Source organism: Desulfobacter vibrioformis DSM 8776, assembly GCF_000745975.1.
GTDB lineage: Bacteria > Desulfobacterota > Desulfobacteria > Desulfobacterales > Desulfobacteraceae > Desulfobacter > Desulfobacter vibrioformis.
Genome location: NZ_JQKJ01000007.1, coordinates 12,896 through 28,190 on the forward strand (window position 1 = coordinate 12,896; position 15,295 = coordinate 28,190).

16 protein-coding genes are annotated in these 15,295 nt (G+C 49.5%); 8 read left to right on the top strand and 8 right to left on the bottom strand.

What is annotated here, in order from left to right:
* Positions 1-2 precede the first annotated feature (2 nt).
* The 5 genes from Q366_RS05325 (at position 3) to Q366_RS05345 (ending at position 4,988) form a co-directional block, all read left to right on the top strand.
* Complete coding sequence (locus Q366_RS05325) at positions 3-998, top strand: radical SAM protein (protein WP_035237050.1); 996 nt, start codon at positions 3-5, stop codon at positions 996-998.
* 152 nt (positions 999-1,150) lie between these two features.
* Positions 1,151-1,582 (top strand): DUF1573 domain-containing protein, encoded by a 432-nt coding sequence (locus Q366_RS05330; protein WP_051957838.1) that lies wholly within the window; start codon positions 1,151-1,153, stop codon positions 1,580-1,582.
* A gap of 52 nt (positions 1,583-1,634) precedes the next feature.
* Positions 1,635-2,255, top strand: coding sequence for a recombination-associated protein RdgC (gene rdgC / locus Q366_RS05335; protein WP_035237052.1), 621 nt, complete (start codon positions 1,635-1,637; stop codon positions 2,253-2,255).
* Positions 2,255-2,785 carry a hypothetical protein gene (locus Q366_RS05340; protein WP_035237054.1) on the top strand — a complete coding sequence of 177 codons (531 nt, stop codon included), beginning with the start codon at positions 2,255-2,257 and terminating at the stop codon, positions 2,783-2,785. Before rdgC ends, Q366_RS05340 begins: the two co-directional genes overlap by 1 nt.
* A gap of 238 nt (positions 2,786-3,023) precedes the next feature.
* Positions 3,024-4,988: a monovalent cation:proton antiporter family protein gene (locus Q366_RS05345; RefSeq protein ID WP_035237056.1), complete on the top strand. Its 1,965-nt coding sequence runs from the start codon at positions 3,024-3,026 to the stop codon at positions 4,986-4,988.
* Here Q366_RS05345 and Q366_RS05350 read toward each other — a convergent pair.
* Entirely contained in the window at positions 4,930-5,859 is a 930-nt protein-coding gene (locus tag Q366_RS05350) for a LysR substrate-binding domain-containing protein (RefSeq protein ID WP_051957839.1), read from the bottom strand. The two genes, Q366_RS05345 and Q366_RS05350, sit on opposite strands and share 59 nt — an antisense overlap.
* A gap of 95 nt (positions 5,860-5,954) precedes the next feature.
* Here Q366_RS05350 and Q366_RS05355 point away from each other — a divergent pair, with 95 nt between their 5' ends.
* Together Q366_RS05355 and Q366_RS20760 are read left to right on the top strand one after the other, a co-directional pair.
* On the top strand, positions 5,955-6,329 hold the full coding sequence (locus Q366_RS05355) for a carboxymuconolactone decarboxylase family protein (protein ID WP_051957840.1): 375 nt from the start codon (positions 5,955-5,957) through the stop codon (positions 6,327-6,329).
* 398 nt (positions 6,330-6,727) lie between these two features.
* On the top strand, positions 6,728-6,910 hold the full coding sequence (locus Q366_RS20760; protein ID WP_245619884.1) for an NAD-binding protein: 183 nt from the start codon (positions 6,728-6,730) through the stop codon (positions 6,908-6,910).
* Between the two features lie 209 nt (positions 6,911-7,119).
* Here Q366_RS20760 and Q366_RS05365 read toward each other — a convergent pair whose 3' ends face one another.
* The 7 genes from Q366_RS05365 to Q366_RS05395 all read right to left on the bottom strand — a co-directional run bounded on the left by Q366_RS05365 (position 7,120) and on the right by Q366_RS05395 (position 14,377).
* Positions 7,120-8,241 (bottom strand): ABC transporter permease, encoded by a 1,122-nt coding sequence (locus Q366_RS05365; protein WP_035237060.1) that lies wholly within the window; start codon positions 8,239-8,241, stop codon positions 7,120-7,122.
* Positions 8,242-8,243: 2 nt separating this feature from the next.
* Positions 8,244-9,386: an ABC transporter permease gene (locus Q366_RS05370; RefSeq protein WP_035237062.1), complete on the bottom strand. Its 1,143-nt coding sequence runs from the start codon at positions 9,384-9,386 to the stop codon at positions 8,244-8,246.
* Positions 9,383-11,218 (bottom strand): ATP-binding cassette domain-containing protein, encoded by a 1,836-nt coding sequence (locus Q366_RS05375; RefSeq protein WP_035237064.1) that lies wholly within the window; start codon positions 11,216-11,218, stop codon positions 9,383-9,385. The genes Q366_RS05370 and Q366_RS05375 overlap by 4 nt, the downstream gene beginning before the upstream one ends.
* A 24-nt stretch (positions 11,219-11,242) precedes the next feature.
* The gene (locus Q366_RS05380) at positions 11,243-12,277 is read right to left on the bottom strand and encodes an HlyD family secretion protein (RefSeq protein ID WP_035237066.1); all 1,035 of its coding nucleotides are present in this window, start codon (positions 12,275-12,277) and stop codon (positions 11,243-11,245) included.
* Between the two features lie 17 nt (positions 12,278-12,294).
* Positions 12,295-12,960, bottom strand: coding sequence for a CerR family C-terminal domain-containing protein (locus Q366_RS05385; protein ID WP_035237068.1), 666 nt, complete (start codon positions 12,958-12,960; stop codon positions 12,295-12,297).
* Positions 12,961-13,078: 118 nt separating this feature from the next.
* Positions 13,079-14,128, bottom strand: a complete 1,050-nt coding sequence (locus Q366_RS05390; RefSeq protein ID WP_035237070.1) for a radical SAM protein — start codon at positions 14,126-14,128, stop codon at positions 13,079-13,081.
* A 57-nt stretch (positions 14,129-14,185) separates the two neighbouring features.
* Positions 14,186-14,377 carry a hypothetical protein gene (locus tag Q366_RS05395; RefSeq protein WP_035237072.1) on the bottom strand — a complete coding sequence of 64 codons (192 nt, stop codon included), beginning with the start codon at positions 14,375-14,377 and terminating at the stop codon, positions 14,186-14,188.
* Between the two features lie 139 nt (positions 14,378-14,516).
* Here Q366_RS05395 and Q366_RS05400 point away from each other — a divergent pair, with 139 nt between their 5' ends.
* A complete protein-coding gene (locus tag Q366_RS05400) occupies positions 14,517-15,164 on the top strand; it encodes a lysophospholipid acyltransferase family protein (RefSeq protein ID WP_169742935.1) in 648 nt (215 codons plus the stop codon).
* Positions 15,165-15,295: the final 131 nt, after the last annotated feature.

A 15,295-nucleotide genomic window follows, 5' to 3' on the forward strand; every position in this document is an offset into this window, starting at 1 on the left:
AAGTGAAAAAAAAAACCGTTGCATTTTCAAGGCAGAGCACCAATCTGTTTTTTCACATACTGACACGGTGTAACCTGCGCTGTGCCCACTGCTATATCAACCGGGACCAGCATGGAAGCAACACCCTTTCCATGGACACGATCAGGGACTGGCTTGGCATTTTTTCTTCAAAGGCAAAGGATACCAACCTGATCTTGCTCGGGGGCGAACCCACCCTTCATCCGAATCTTGCGTCAGTCATAGGCATCTGCGGATCCATGGGATTCAAATCCATCACCATCGATACCAACGGTTTTTTATTTCATAACATCCTGGACAATATCACACCCAATCAGATTGACTTTTTTTCATTTTCCCTGGACGGTGTCAGCAAAGGAATCAATGATTCTATCCGGGGAGACGGAAGTTTTGATGCAGTCATGTCCGGTATACGCCGTGCTGTGAAAAAAGGGTTCTCCTGCTCAATGATCTATACGGTCTCTGAAAAAAATATTCATGAGGTCCCAAAACTTCCTGAATTGGTAAAGGATCTTGGGATTTCCCGGTTTTTTATCCAGGTGGTGGGTCTGCGGGGCGAATCGGAAAACACCGGTGCAAGGCACCAGGTATCAAAATTAATCTGGCAGGATACCATCCCCAAAACCGCGGAACAGATTGCAGAACAGGGAATTATCGTTACCTACCCCAAGGTGTTTCTCTCCGGTGAAGAAACCTTTGAATGTGCTGCCAATGTGGCGGACAACTATTTTATCTTCCCCAACGGACGGGTGTATCAATGTCCTTTATGTGAGGATTTTCCCTTTCATTCCTATGAGATCATAAACAATAAACTTATACCCCGTCCCAGAATTAATGAAACGGATTTTTTCTCTTTGCAGATTCCCGAAGGTTGTGTAATGAACAAATTAATACAGCCGGGAAATCTGTCCTACGATGATAACGGATTACCCCGCTATAAAATTGCTTGTTGTATGCTCAAAGAAGAACTGCACCCTTAAGACAGACCGCTCAAAAGAAAAAATACAAAATACCAGAGACTTCTTTTATGTATTATTTTTTTGGCTTTACCTGAGTGTATACAGGAAATTTACCCGTGGGGTAAATCAGCTTGGAAAAGGGTCTATATGAACAACATTGAAAGGAGAATCTCATGTCTAAGCAATTCAAGGGTGGTCATGGCAACAAGAAAAATCACATGAAAAAATTATCCATCAAAATTATTTTTACAGCCGGTATTATATGGATGGCTGCAGCAGGCATGTCATATGCCGGTGCAGATATTATGGTGGAGGAACCTGTGTTTTTATTTGGCAGCGTAACCGAAGGAACCCAGGTCATCCATGACTTTATCATCAGTAATCCCGGGGATGATGTATTATCCATCCGGAAGGTGGTCACCTCATGCGGCTGTACAGTTGCCGATTATCCGGAAACCGTCTCTCCGGGGGGAACAGGTATCGTACATGTTCAAGGTAACACTTCTGGCTACGGCGGCAGATCATTCAGGCGACAGATCATTATCCGAACCAATGTGCCTGGAAAAGAGTCTGTCAGATTGCAGCTAGAAGGGGTTGTGAAATAATTTTTCCCGGCCTCATATTTAATTTGCACATATAAAAAAAACAGGAGTTACCATGGGATTAATTTCTTCCACCCATTCCATCAGCCGGTATTATGTTGATGGTAATTTTTTTGACGGTGCTGCAGAAGGTATCCGCCAGGGACTGATTGAAAACGCCATCCCTGAAATTGAAAACGAATACGATGAAATTTCAGCCGGATGGACCCCGCTTGAAACCCCGTACAATCCGGATTTTGAATCAGCTTCATTTATATTCGGAACCTATTTTGCCTTTTCCCTGCGAATTGATAAAAAATCAATCCCGGCGAAACTTGTTCAAAAACATATGGCCATTGAGACGGAGAAGAAAAAGAAAGAGAGCGGCAGACCCTTTATTTCAAAAAATGAAAAAGCTGAAATAAAGGAAATGGTCATTGATATTCTGATGCATAAAACGCCTTTTATTCCAAATATTTATGATGTGTTATGGGATTATGACAACAGAAATCTGATTTTATTTTCCACCCAGAATGCGGCCAATGAACTGTTTGAAACCCTGTTTTTCAAATCCTTTGACCATAAACCCATCAGGATTTTTCCGTACACCCTGATCGAAAAGTCAGGCAATTTTGCAAGCGATAAAAAAGACCGGGTGACGGCATTGGCCCCGTTAAATATGAAAGGTGTTCAATAATGCTGGATATTGCGACCGCTTATAATAAATACGGCTTTCTGGGCAATGAATTTTTAACCTGGATCTGGTACCTCGTTGAAACGGATCAGGATATTACAGCCCTTTCAGGCTCAGAAAATCCGGTAACCCTTGAGATTGGCAATTCCATCAGCCTGGAAAACAACCTGGGCGATAAATCAAAAGAAAAAATCAGCATTAAAGGGGATCAGGCCGGTCTTGAAGAAGGAACCACAGCCCTTAAAAAAGGGGCATGGGTGACAGATATGAACCTGATCTGCAGGATAGGCGAAGAAGAGTATAAATTTTCCATCAAAGGTGAAAGTTTCAATATCACCGGTTTAAAGACACCAACCATTGACACATCCTCATCAGAAGACGAAATAGAGGGTTTAATTATTGAAAAAACCTTTTTAATCATGAAGGTTATCAAAGTTATTGACACCCTTTTTTTAAAATTTATTGAGAAAAGAATTTCAGATGACTGGAATACATCGGATTTAAAGGATATCAGGGCGTGGATTCAGTCCTGACAACAAATTGTTCAAAAAGCCTGTTTTATAGACCACTAAAAAACAGGCTCTCAATACCTTGTATTTTTAAAAATCTTTTATTCAACATTGTTAACAAAAAAACATTTGATATAATCAATTATATTAAATTGTTAAGCTGATTATAAACATTTAAGCCTTGGTTATTATTACGATTATATTTTTTTAAAATAATACTTAAGCAAACCGTTATCAATTTAATTCAGGTACAAATATAAAGATGGGTATAGCTTCTGATATTGCAATTATTGTGGTGGCCGGTTTAATTGGCGGCCTTATTGCCCAGTGGTTGAGACAGCCGTTAATCCTGGGATACATTCTGGTTGGCGTCATGGTTGGCCCGTTTACCGGCGGCGTTACGGTTTCCAATATCCACGATATTGAATTGTTAGCCGAGATTGGTGTTGCGCTTTTACTTTTTGCCCTGGGACTGGAATTTTCATTAAAGGAATTAAAACCGGTTGCCCGGATTGCGTTGATCGGCACCCCGATACAGATGCTGCTTTCAATTCTCCTTGGCTTTGGCATCGGAAAAATATTTAACTGGCCTTTTACCGACGCGCTCTGGTTTGGGGGGCTCATTGCCTTGTCCAGTACCATGGTGATTCTCAAAACACTGATGAGCCAGGGGAGAATGGGCACCCTTTCAAGCAGGGTCATGATCGGCATGTTGATTGTTCAGGATCTGGCCGTTGTCCCCTTAATGATTATTCTGCCTAAGTTAAATCAACCGGAAGCAGGGATACCCGCCCTTGGCTGGGCAGCGGCCAAGGCGATGACATTCCTGTGTCTGATGATTTTTATAGGAACACGGCTCATTCCAAAATTGCTGGCCTATATTGCCAGACGCAATTGCCGGGAATTATTCCTGCTGGCAATCACCGCACTTGGCCTGGGCGTGGGATATGGCACCTATTTATTTGGATTATCCTTTGCCTTTGGTGCCTTTATTGCCGGAATGGTGCTCAGCGAATCTGATTACGGTCACCAGGCATTGAGCGATATTATTCCCCTGCGTGATATCTTTGGTTTGCTTTTTTTTGTATCGGTGGGCATGCTCCTGGATCCGGTCTTTTTGGTTACGCACTGGCAAACCATCCTGATCGTGGTGTTATGTGTATCCGCTGGCAAAGGGCTCATTTTCAGCACATTAAGCCGCTTATTCGGCTACGGCAACGTCATACCGCTGGCCTTGGGATTAGGCATGTTCCAGGTGGGGGAGTTTTCATTTGTGCTGGCCAGGGTTGGCATCAGCACCCAATCCATATCCAATGATCTTTATTCCCTGACACTGGCAACCGCCATTGTAACCATGTTATTGACACCGCTTGTTTCCGGACTGACCGCACCATTGTACGGGCTGCGAAAGCGGATGTTTAAAAAAGAGCCTGTACAGACCATCAATCTGCCTGACACAGACCTGCGCAACCATGTGGTTATTGCCGGCGGGGGCCGGATCGGATTTCATATAGGTCAGGTTCTGCAGCGCCTGGAACTGGCTTTTGTCATTATTGAAATTGATTACCGGCGGGTGACCCAGGCCAAGAGCGCAGGGTTTCCGGTGATTTACGGGGATGTCACCCGGGATGTTGTCCTGGAGGCAGGCAAAGTAAAAGAGGCCAACCTTGTGCTTATTACCACACCCAGACTTGATGTCACCGGAACTGTCTGCGACCAGATCCGTAGTTTAAACCCCAGGGTAAATATTGTGGCACGGGCTGAAGGGGTGGAACAGATGCAGGCCCTGCATGACCAGGGTATACAGGAGGTGGTTCAGCCGGAATTTGAGGCCGGCCTGCAATTCACCCGCCAGGCGTTGCTGCACCTAAATATCCCGGCCACAGATATCCAGACATATACCGACGCCTTTCGCAGGGAGCTGTATGCCCCGTTCTTCAAGGTTTCCCAGAGATATCGAACCCTGTCTCAACTGCAGAAAGCGTGTGACCTGCTGGAGTTTAACTGGGTAAAACTGGTGGCTGACAGCCCTGTGGTTGGCCGGACAATTAAAGAGTTGGAGCTCCGCAAAAAAATCGGCATATCCGTGGTTGGCGTGATGCATGACGGCGTGATGCATCCCAACCCCATTGCGGATTATCAGTTCAAAGCAGGGGAATTAATCGCCGTCATGGGCAGCACCCAGCAACTGGCGGAGTTCCAAACGCTGATTTCGCCCCCACAGTAGTGACAGGCACGTCAAAGGAGCCGGCAATGTGCCGGGACAGGCAGGACTTTGCCTTGTCTTCCGGGCCGTTGCCGGAATAAAGCGTGATGCAGACACACGGTAGCGGCGGCAGGGTTTCAATGATGCGAAATTCCTGGGAGACACTGCTTTTGCCCACAGGCGCCACAGCCACCCCCGAGCGAACCGCTGCCAGAATTCCTGTGAAGCTGGGACTGGAGTATGCGATCCGGAAGGGAATATCCTTTTGGGCCAGTGCCTGCATCCCCCATTTGCGATACATACATCCCTGGTGAAACAAGGCCAGGGGCAGGGGCGACTCCATTTCCGGTGCCGCATCCCTTGGGGCAATCCAGACCACAGGCTCATTTCGGAGAAAATATCCTGTCCTGCTGCCGGTTTCATCATTGGCCAGGCACAGATCCAGTTGCCCCCCTTCCACCATCTCCTTTAACCGGTTTGAGAAATCACAGTAAATGTCCACGGAAATCAGAGGATATCGGGCGGAAAAGCTACGCAGAATTCCGGGCAGATACCGGTAGGATAATTCTTCGGGAACACCAAGGCGGATCTGCCCATTCAGGTTCGGCCCGGTTAAAGCGGCAACCGCTTTGTCGTGGATCTGGAGCAGACGGCGGGCATATCTAAGCAACCTCTCCCCGTGGGTTGTCAGCTCCACCCCCCGTGTGATTCTGTTAAAAAGCGGTTTTCCAATGTCAGATTCCAGGCGGCTGATCTGCATACTCACCGCAGACTGGGTTAAATGGACCTTTTTGGCTGCATGGGTAAAGTTGCCGGCCTGGGCCGCTGCCACAAAGGTTCTGAGTATATCCGGTGTCAGATTTATGATTGGTATGTCGTGGATATCCATCATGATTTTTGATGGGTATCATCATACCAATTCGTTTGTCAAATGGATTATCGGAATATACGCTGTTTACATGTTAACCCATTAAAACGGAGGATGATATGCTTGAAAATCAAACTGAACTGAAAAACCGGATCCATGAACAGGCAGATACGTTTAGAAGATTGAGCCCGGAACTTTGGCGGGCCAAAGACGAAATGACCCAATGCGCTTACAAGAACGGTGTACTAAGTGCCAAAACCAAGCGCCTGATGGCCATGACCGCCGCCATTGTCCAAGGCTGCCGGGCCTGCATCCTCTACCAGACCGAAGCGGCTTTAAATCTTGGTGCCAGTGTTGATGAAATTCTTGAATGCATCGGAGTGGCTGTCAGTCTTGGCGGCACCCTGGCCGAGGGTCAGGCCACAAGAGTCATTGAATTTTTGGAAGAGAAAAAACCCAATACCCCAAAACTCACCCCCAAAAAGGTGGAATAATTGCGAAAAAAACTTTTTAATCATGAAGGTTATCAAAGTTATTGACACCCTTTTTTTAAAATTCATTGAGAAAAGAATTTCAGATGACTGGAATACATCGGATTTAAAGGATATCAGGGCGTGGATTCAGTCCTGACAACAAATTGTTCAAAAAGCCTGTTTTATAGACCACTAAAAAACAGGCTCTCAATACCTTGTATTTTTAAAAATCTTTTATTCAACATTGTTAACAAAAAAATATTAAATATAATCAATTATATTAAGTTGTTAAGCTGATTATAAACATTTAAGCCTTGGTTATTATTACGATTATATTTTTTTAAAATAATACTTAAATAAATGTTTGGTGCCTTTATTACCGGCGGGCAACCCAGGTCAAGAACGCGAGATTTCCAGTAATTTACAGAGATGTCACTCGAGGTGTTGTCCTGGAGGCAGGCAAAGTAAAAGAGGCCAACCTTGTGCTCATTACCACACCCAGGCTTGATGTCACCGGAACTGCCTGTGACCAGATCCGCCATTTAAACTCCAGGGTAAATGTTGTGGCACGGGTTGAAGGGAGAGTATACAGGAAACAGTAGCGACAGGCACGTCAAAGGAGCCGGCAATGTGCTGGCTCGTACTTATTGGGAAGTTACCTTAATTCATAGATATTGATATCCTTACTTTCTACCTGTTTCGGTTCTTTCTTTTTCAGCTCGTGAGTCGTAAGTTTTTTCAAAAAAGACGTGACATTTAAAAAAAAGGTAGCATTTTATATGGCCTCCCAAAGTTAGGACTCACGAGTTATTTACACCGATCGGCGTCTGAACAACCACGCGGCCAGGGGCAGGGTGACACACGCCATGATCAGTAACGGCCAGATCTGGGGCCAGACTGTACCAAGATCTGCGCCTTCAAGAAAGATCCGGCGAAGGGCCGTGATAATGTGGCGCACCGGATTGAACATGTTTGCCTGCTGGAGCCACATGGGCATGTTTTCCACGGGCGTGGCAAGCCCTGACAACGTGATCGCAGGCATCAGGAACAAAAACGCGCCTAAAAGCCCCTGCTGCATGGTGGTGGACAAAGACGACACCAGCAGTCCGATGCCCACAATGGTGATGATAAAGCACAAAAGGGAAACCATAAGGGCGCTGACTGTTCCCCGGAAGGGGATGTGGAACCAGAGCACTGCGCCGCCGGCAAAGATCAGGGCGTCCAGCATACCAAAGACAATGCCGGGCATGGATTTTCCCACCAGGATTTCCACCGGACTGAAAGGGGCCACCAGGAGCTGGTCAAAGGTGCCGAACTCCCGCTCCCTGGCAACGGAGAGGCTGGTCAGAATCATCACCACCACTGTGCTGATCACCCCGCCAAGCGCTGAGACCATGAACCACCGGCTGCTCAGGTTTTCGTTGAACCAGGCCCGTTCCACCAGGGCCAGACCAGGCCTGCTGCCCTGGGCCAGGCCTTGTTCCAAAAGGGTTCTGTTAAAATTTTCCACAATGGTGCCAAGATATCCAATGGCAATCATGGCCACATTGGGGCTTCTGCCGTCGGCAATGACCTGGATCTGAACAGACCGGCCGGATTGCAGGCGCTCTTCAAACCGGGGACCGATATGGATCACCAGACGGGCTTTTTCATTGTCAATGGTCTGTTTCACCTGTCCGGCATCTTCAAGATATCCTGTGAGCCTGAACCGCCCAGTACCTTCAACATCGGCCAGAAAAGACCTGGACAGCACGGACCGGCTTTCGTCAAACACGGCATACCGGACATTTTCCAGGTCAAAGGTGGCGCCATAGCTGAAGATAAAGAACTGGATAATAGGCGGAACAATCACCACAAACCGGCTTTTGGGATCCTTTATGATGGTGAGGAATTCCTTTAATATCAGGGCTGACAGGCGTCTCAGGGTCTGCATGGCTACTCCAGTCGCTTTGACATTTTGCGATATGCCAGGCCCAGGAACAAAAACGCCATGAATGCCAGCACCATGGCATTGGGAAGAAGTACGGGCCAGACATCTCCCGCAGCAAACAGGGTATGGGCGATGGTGACAAAATACCGGGCCGGGAAGATATAGCTGATGATCTGAATGAATTTCGGTGTGGATTCAAGATCAAATATCAGGCCGGAGAGAAAAAATGCCGGTAAATACCCCGCCACAATGGAAATTTGGGCCGCCACAAACTGGATTCGTATGGCCGCGGAAAGAAAAAGCCCGAACCCAAGGCAGGTGAGCAGGAACAGGGAACTTAAGCCGACAAGCGCGCCCACAGACCCCCGGAAAGGCACCCCGAAAAGGGTTGTGCCCACCACCACGGACATACCCATGCCGAACATGCCCAGAAAATAATAGGGCAGGGTTTTTCCCAGCAGGATATCGACCTTACGCAGGGGCGTCACCAGCATAGCTTCCATGGTGCCGCGCTCCCACTCCCGGGCAATGACCAGGGCCGTGAGAAGGATGCCGATGAGGGTCATGATCAAGGTGATCAGGCCCGGAATCAGAAAGTAACGGCTGATGGCAGCCTCGTTGAACCAGATGCGCTGGGATATGGAGACCAGGGGTGCCATGGCGGTCTGTCCCCGGGCCACCCGCATGGATGCCCATTTTGCGCCAATACTTTTTATATATCCTTCAATGAGCCGGGCACGGTTTGCGTCAGTCCCGTTGATGATGACCTGGACCGGGGCTAGGTACCCTGTGCCGGTTCCTGCAGCCGCGCCGCCAAGAATTGCCGTGAAATTATTCTGTAAGATGATAATGCCCTCAGCCTTGCGTGCCAGAACAAGCGATTGCGCCTGGGTCATGCTCCCGGCGGTTTTTATTTTGAAATTGGCGGAACCGGCGAAGCGCGCCGCAAGTTCCCGGGACATGGGGCCTTTGTCATTATTGACAAGGACCATGGGCACATGTTCGGCATCCAGGCTCACGCCATATCCGAAAATTATCAGCAACACCAGGGGCATGACCAGGGCCAGGATAATGGAGCTGGGGTCCCTTAAAATCTGGAGGGTCTCCTTGCGAAGCACCCCGAAAAGGCGCATGAAAAACCGGGTCATGGCCGGTCTCCTTGTGAAAGGGCGATAAAGGCATCATCCATGGTGGGGTCCGGATTTTCAGGTGTCCGGGCCAGGCTGCGAATTTCCCCGGGGGTGCCCATGGCCAGGGTTTTGCCCCGGCTGATGATTACCATGCGGTCACAGTATTCCGCCTCTTCCATGAAATGGGTGGTGACGATGACGGTGACCCCCTGTTCGGCAAACCCGTTGATGCGCAGCCAGAACTCCCGCCGGGCAAAGGGGTCCACCCCTGAGGTGGGCTCATCCAGAAACAGGATGTCCGGTTCATGGAGCAATGCCGTGGCCATGGAAAGACGCTGTTTGTACCCGCCGGGAAGGGCTCCGGCCGGCTTGTCCTGCCAGGGGTCCAGCCCGAATTCGGCAAAGGCCCAGGCCATTCTGATTTTAAGCTGTTTGCCGGAAAGGCCGTAGGCCCTGCCGAAAAATTTAAAGTTCTCCTTCACACTGAGTTGGCCGTAAAGGGAAAACTGCTGGGCCATATATCCCAGACGTGCCCTGGCTTTGGCCCGGGATCGCCGCAGATTGCGGCCCGCCACCCGGATTTCTCCGGATGTGGCGGGTAACAGCCCGCACAGCATGCGGAATGTGGTGCTTTTGCCGGCGCCATTGGGACCCAGTAATCCAAAGATTTCACCCCGGCGGACATCAAGGGTAAGGTTGGAAACGGCCGTAAAATCCCCAAACTTTTTGCATAGATTGTTTGTTATGACGGCTGCATCCTCTCCGGATGACGGTTCCGGGGTCCAGGGCTTATCCTGATCCGTTGACGGGGTGTGAAGCTGGGCATCCCCCCTTGGGATCAGGGCCATAAACGCATCTTCAAAAACCGGTACTGCCGTTGTTATTGTACTGGCGGAGCGGTTCAGCAGACTTGCAATTTTCTGCTTTCCGGTTTCCTGGTTGTTGCCGTTTTCCGGGGATAACGGGCTGTTAAGCACCACCCGCACCCGCCCGGACCGGATGGTGGCGTCTGCAATGCCTTCCTGTCCGGCCAGCCGGGTGTAAATCTGTCTGGCCCGCATCTGTTCATCCGGGGCAGCCAGGAATACCCGGCCCTGCATCCCGGCGGTAAAGCTGTCCGGGCTTCCCTGGGCCAGAAGGCGTCCCTGGTGCAGCACCTTGACCTGGTCGCAGCGTTGGGCTTCATCCAGGTAGGCTGTGGAGACCAGGACCCCGATCCTGTCCTTTTCCACCAGGTCATAGACGATTTTCCAAAGCTCGCGCCGGGACACCGGGTCCACGCCCACGGTGGGTTCGTCCAGAAGGAGTAATTCAGGGGATTTCACCAGGGCACAGGCCAGGCCCAGTTTTTGTTTCATGCCGCCGGAAAGGGCACCTGCCCGCCTTTTGGTATACGGGGCCAGATCGGTCATAGTCAGCAGTTTGTCAAATCGGTCGTGCCGCGTTTTTAAAGCAACCCCCTGGAGGTCTGCATAAAGTCTTAAATTTTCAATCACGGTCAGGTCCTGGTACAAGCCGAATTTCTGGGGCATATACCCCACACGGCTCTGGATTTCCAGACTATGGTCCACGCTGTCCAGGCCCAGCAGGGTCATTTGACCGGCAGTGGGCACCAAAAGCCCAGCGGCAATGCGGATGAGTGTGGTCTTTCCCGCACCGTCCGCGCCCACAAGGCCTGTCACCCGGCCCTGGAAAATTTTGAGGCTCACCCCATCCAGGGCCGGGATTTTTTTACCGCCTGGGGTGTCAAAGGTTTTGCATACGCGGTCGGCATGCATCAGGGGCGCGGTTTCAACGCCTGTGTCCTTTGTTGTCAATGCCACGCTTACGCTGCTCACGCTGCTGTTCATAACGTATTCCGCCGATTTCCGGGGTCAGTCCGCAGACCCCGCTGCCGGAGCAGCGGCACGGGATTCGGTCTGATCTTCATGAATGGCCACGGTCACGGGGGTGCCCAGACGTAGAATATCCTTGGGATCTTTTACAAAAACCCGGGTTTCGTACACCAGTTTGGTGCGCAGGTCTTCAGTGGCCACGGCCCGGGGGGTGAATTCCGCCACGGGTGAAATAAACCCCACCCACCCGTCCAGGGGTTGGCCGGGTAACGTGTCCGTAAAAATTTGGGCGGTCATGCCCAGATTGATTTTTCCCAGCATGGGCTCGGGGATGTACGCCCGTACCCATTTTGGATCACAGAGCGCCAGGACAAAAGCGGGCTTGGAAGGCCCTGCCAGTTCCCCCTGTTCCAGGATTCTGGATTGGATGACCCCGTCGGCAGGGGCGGTCAGGATCATGTCTGACAGGCGCACCTGAAGCTGGTCAAGGTTTGCCCCAAGGGCTTCAAGCTGATGGCGGGCCGCAGCAATGTCCTCTTTGCGCGGTCCTTCAATGAGCAGATCCAGGGCTTTACGGCTGACGGCCAGCTGGGCTTGTTCAACCAATAGCTGTGCTTTTGCGTCATCATAGTTCTGAATGCTGGTGGCCCCGGACCGGGAAGTGGCCTTGAGTCGTTTTGCGGTGCGGGAGACATTTTCCGCCCGGGCCCTGGCAGCCTGCACCTCGGCCCGGGCCTGCTCGATCTCCTGGGGACGACTGCCCGTTGAAAGTTTGGCCACGGTCTCCTGCTGGGCCGCGATCCGGGCTTGAAGCTCCTTGATGGCGGCATCGAGCTTCGCGGTGCGAAGTTTTGCCAGCACCTGGCCTTTTTTTACACGCATGCCTTCTTCGACCAGAACTGCTTCAATCCGTTCCTGTTCGGTGAACGCAAGGGATGCGTCGCGGATATCAATGGTGCCGTAAATTTTGAGGATGCCGGTATTTTCATTCTGTTTTTTATTCTGATCCTGCCAATACAGGTATGCACCGGCAGCCGCAAGGATCAGTATGATGACAGGGAAAACTTTTTTCATGACAATTTCCTTATGGTCTATTCGCTTGGCATTGCAGTGATTGCCAGGGCATTGGCCACAACCACCCGGCGGATTTCTTCCAGTTCTCCAGGGGAATACCCTTCAAGGTCAAGCCCCCGGACAATGGTTTCCCGGGCCACCCGAAAAATCAGCACCTGGCCCATGAGCGTCATGGCCCTGAATGTTGCCTGCCTGGGATCAGATTCGCCGGATGCCGCCATGATCAGGGTGGACAAGGCATTGAGCACAGGTTTCAGGAACCCTTCAAAAATAGTGTCATAGGCAGAACTTGGAAACATCTGCTCCCGCAGTATGATTCTGGAGACACGCGGGCCTTGTTCCGAACCGGCAATGAAATTAATAAATCGTTCCAGAACAGCCTGGATCAGTTCCCGGGCCTGATGCCGGCCGGTATCTTTGGTGAAGGTCGTCCTGCCAATTTGTTCCAGCAGCTCTCCGGCTTCCTTTTTGATCTGGTCAACAATATAGTCGATAACGGCCTGGTAAAGCCCGCCCTTGCCCCCGAAATAATAGGGGATGGCGGCAATATTCACGTTGGCGGCTTTGGCAATCATCCGGGTGGTGGCCGGGTCAAAACCATGCCTGCCGAATATGTCTATGGCGGCTTCTAGCAGACGCTCTCTGGTGCCGGGTGCCGGGGTATTATTTTTTTTTGCCACCATGTCTCCCAATTTATGTTTTTAACGTATTTTGGATATTTAATTCAATTGATTGATTAAGTCAAATGATTAAATCAATTGATTGATTAAGGCGAAATGCCGGACTCCATAGCCCTGAACACTACATATGAAGAAATCGGACAGGTTCTTGTTTAAAGGCAAGCCCCAGTTCGATGCGGTCCAGGACCATCTGTTTCTCATCCGGGAACTGATATCCTTCATACTCATGATGGAAAACCAGGTCGCCCGAGGCGGTGCGCCAGTAGTTGCCCATGTGGTCAAAGCAGACTTTGGATGTTACATCCAGGGCCCGGATCATGCGGCGCAGTTCAAGTAACTGTTCCCTGGGATCAAGCAGGGTGATCCGCCCCTGTTTGACCTGGTCGGACATCGGAGTGCCGTGGGCGGGCCTGAAGGGCCGGGACCGGATATAATGGGGATTGACCTCGCTGAGGACCCGGGCGGTATTTTCGGCGTGCTGGTCTGTCATCTCCTTGCCGCCAAGGCCGGGCATCCAGTATTCCGATACCTGAAAACCGGCTTCCATGGCCTTTTTACCTCCCTCAATATGGCCTTGGGCCGTTACCCCCTTTTTGATCTGCTTGAGCAGGGCATCATCCCCGGTTTCAAGACCCAGGTGGAGCCGGTCAAGACCGGCTGCACGAATGACCTTCAAATCCCCAAGGGAGCGCTGGGCCAGGGTCCGTGCCCTGGCATATGTGGTGATTCTTTCAATGGAGGGAAAAGTTTCCTTAAGATGGGTCAGTGCTGCAATCAGGTCCTGGGGCGGCATGATCATGGAGTTGCCGTCCTGTATGAATGCGGTTTTTCCGCCCACCGCCATCCACTGGATCAGCATGTCCGCACCTGGATGGTGGTTCAAGCCCGGTGCTTTTCCAAGCAATGCCAGAATGGCATCCCGGGTGACCTGGCCGCCGTGCCCCAGGGCTTTTGACTCGGCCTGGAGATCGGCAACAAGATCTGCCATGGCATTGATGTCGGCTTTGATTTCCTCCAGGGGTCGCAGGTTAAATTTTTTCCCCTTATACATCGTACAGAAGGTGCAGTGGTTCCAGGGACAGTTGCGTGTAAAGCGGACCAGCAGCGAAGCACTGCCCCCTTCACTGGGCGGGCGGTATACGCCGGTTTCAAACGGGTAGTTTCGGCTCATCATTACATCCTTAATTTTATTATCGTTTATTATAGAATGCTAATAAAATCCAGGAAGTCAACCTTCATTGCTTTTACACCCCGCTTCTTCTTCATCTAATTGACGGGCATACTCAGCGATCTTCGCCAAGTGTTCTATAATCTGCTTTAAAGACCGGATTACGGCTTCTTCGCCAGTGAAAAAAATCCAACTGCTTTTCACAATAGTTCGGACAGTTTTCAGCAAATTTTTGTAAAAAAGAGTGGACAAGAGTTCTCCAAAGTTGAGAAAGTTTTCTTGTGAAGTAAAATTTTCATATCAACAAAAGAAGAATTCTATGGAATAAATAAAGCGTATTTTATCTCAAATGTCCAAAAATTTATTAAACAACAAAAACGAAAGGGTTGAAATGAACAGATTTCTGGCATGGCTGGTGGTACAAATTGTATTTTTTATTTTGTTTACCTGTAGAATAGAAGAAAAGGGAAAACAGAACGTTGAAAAGATTATTAAAAGTAAAAAGTATATCTATGCAAGCTGGCATGGGCGGCTGATCCTGTTTTTTCTTTGCGCCCGAACGAATAACACTGCCGTAATTACAAGTAAATCAAAAGATGGGGAAATTGCAGCTTCAATGCAGAAAATAGGCGGTTGTAAAATTTTCAGGGGGTCTTCTAAAAAAGGCGGAAAAAATGCCCTTGAAAAGATTACCGAATATATGAAAAAGGAAGGGCGCCCTGCAATGCTCTCTGTGGATGGACCTACGGGGCCTGTTTTCAAGTCAAAAATAGGCGTTGCAAAACTTGGTCTGGACACAGGTTATCCCATTATTCCAATTACATTTTCCGGGAAAAAAGTTAAAGTGATGAGAAGCTGGGACAGGTGCCTTATTCCCATGTTTTTTTCCAAATGCACAGTGGCTTATGGAAATCCCATCTACGCAACAAAAGACCTTGAAAATACCGTTGCAAAAATAGACAGCAGCCTGAATAAAATGACAAAAGAGCTTGATGATTTCTATGGGATAGATCTTAATCCCAAAACAAGCGTGAAATAAGTAATCAAAATGGCAAATAGTGCCTGACCAATGTCATCTTATTTAAAATATAAAGTCATGTGAGCGGCACTATAGTTAAGATCCTGTTACCCGGACTTTACTTTTTAAAACAGGTGATTATCGTTGTTGGG